This window comes from Microbacterium sp. B19, assembly GCF_000333395.1.
Classification (GTDB): Bacteria; Actinomycetota; Actinomycetes; order Actinomycetales; family Microbacteriaceae; genus Microbacterium.
Genome location: NZ_BADA01000245.1, coordinates 1 through 1352 on the forward strand (window position 1 = coordinate 1; position 1352 = coordinate 1352).

General features: G+C 71.1%; 1 protein-coding gene and 1 pseudogene. One reads left to right on the plus strand and one right to left on the minus strand.

Annotation, left to right across the window (positions count from 1 at the left end):
• A pseudogene (locus I5G_RS09285) lies at positions 1 to 488 on the plus strand (phosphoenolpyruvate carboxylase); the annotation flags it as partial.
• Positions 489 to 542: 54 nt separating this feature from the next.
• Here I5G_RS09285 and I5G_RS09290 read toward each other — a convergent pair.
• Positions 543 to 1142, minus strand: coding sequence for a gamma carbonic anhydrase family protein (locus tag I5G_RS09290; protein WP_022878816.1), 600 nt, complete (start codon positions 1140 to 1142; stop codon positions 543 to 545).
• Between the last annotated feature and the right edge of the window lie 210 nt (positions 1143 to 1352).

The following is a 1352-nucleotide window of genomic DNA, read 5'->3' on the forward strand; positions in this document are numbered from 1 at the left end:
CCCGTGGGTGTTCTCGTGGCACGTAGGCGCGCATCAACCTCGCCGGCTGGTTCGGCCTGGGGACCGCGCTGGATGCCGTCGGCGACGAGGAGCGCCTGCGCGACGCCTACGCGCGCTGGCCGCTGTTCCGCACGATGATCGACAATGTCGCGATGAGCCTCGCGAAGGCCGATGCCCGCATCGCACGCCGCTACCTGGCGCTCGGCGACCGCGACGACCTGGCGGAGCTCGTCATGGACGAGATGCTCCTCACCCGCTCGTGGGTCGAGCGCATCACCGGCGGCGACCTGCTCGGCAACAAGCCCGTGCTGCAGCGCGCCGTGAAGATGCGCAGCCCGTACGTCGACGCGCTGTCGCTCCTGCAGCTGCGGGCCCTCCGCGCGCTGCGCGACACCGACGCCTCGGACCCGACCCCGGATGCCGAGCACCAGCGCCTGCTGCTGCTGTCGGTGAGCGGTGTCGCGGCGGGTCTGCAGAACACGGGCTGATCCGGTCCCGCACGGAAGCGCCGACGCCCTTCGGGGCGCCGGCGCTTTAGTGTCTCAGTCGAGGCGGCGGTCCGTGGCGTGGCGCGCGAGACTGCGACCGTAGCGCTCGGTCAGCTGCACCATCAGGTCGGGTGTCTCGCGGTCGAGACCGAACACGTACCCGGGGAAGTCGAGCTCCTTCTGCGCGGCCCAGATCTCGTCGTGCCGATCGGGCGAGAGCAGCTGCACGGGGTCGCCGACCGCGACCCAACCGATCGGCACGACCGACTCGGGCGGCAGCACGGTGCGCAGGTGCACGATGGCGTTGATCCGCACCTCGCTGCGGTCGCCGATCTCCGCGCCGTTGAAGACACGCGTGCCGGTCGCGAGGAACACCTCATCGCCGATGTCGGCTCCCGCGACGCTCGCCATCGGGCCGATGAGCGTGTGCGCGCCGACATGGACCGCATGGGTGGAGCTGGCTCGCAGCAGCGCGTTCTCCATCACGATGGTGTTCTCCCCCAGCACGATCCGGGTGCCCTCGGCGGTGAGGACCGCGCCGTGGAGGACCTGGCATCCGGGTCCGATCGTGACGTCACCGCTGATGACCGCGGTAGGGGCGATCACGGCGTCCGGGTGGATGCGGGGCTCGGCCCCGAGATGAGCGAAGCGCATGGGCGGCGTCCTTCCCGTCGGTGCCGCCAGCGTAGTCCTGGGTTCCGACGGGGGCGATCCTCACCCGGTGTTGGAGACCGCTCGGGCCGCGCGCCCGCCCACGACGGCCGAGTGGAACGAGAACCCGAGGATCGCTCCCACACCGCCGAGGATCGTCACGACGATGACGACCTCGCGATACGCATCGGGCACGAACACGGCCGCCCACGG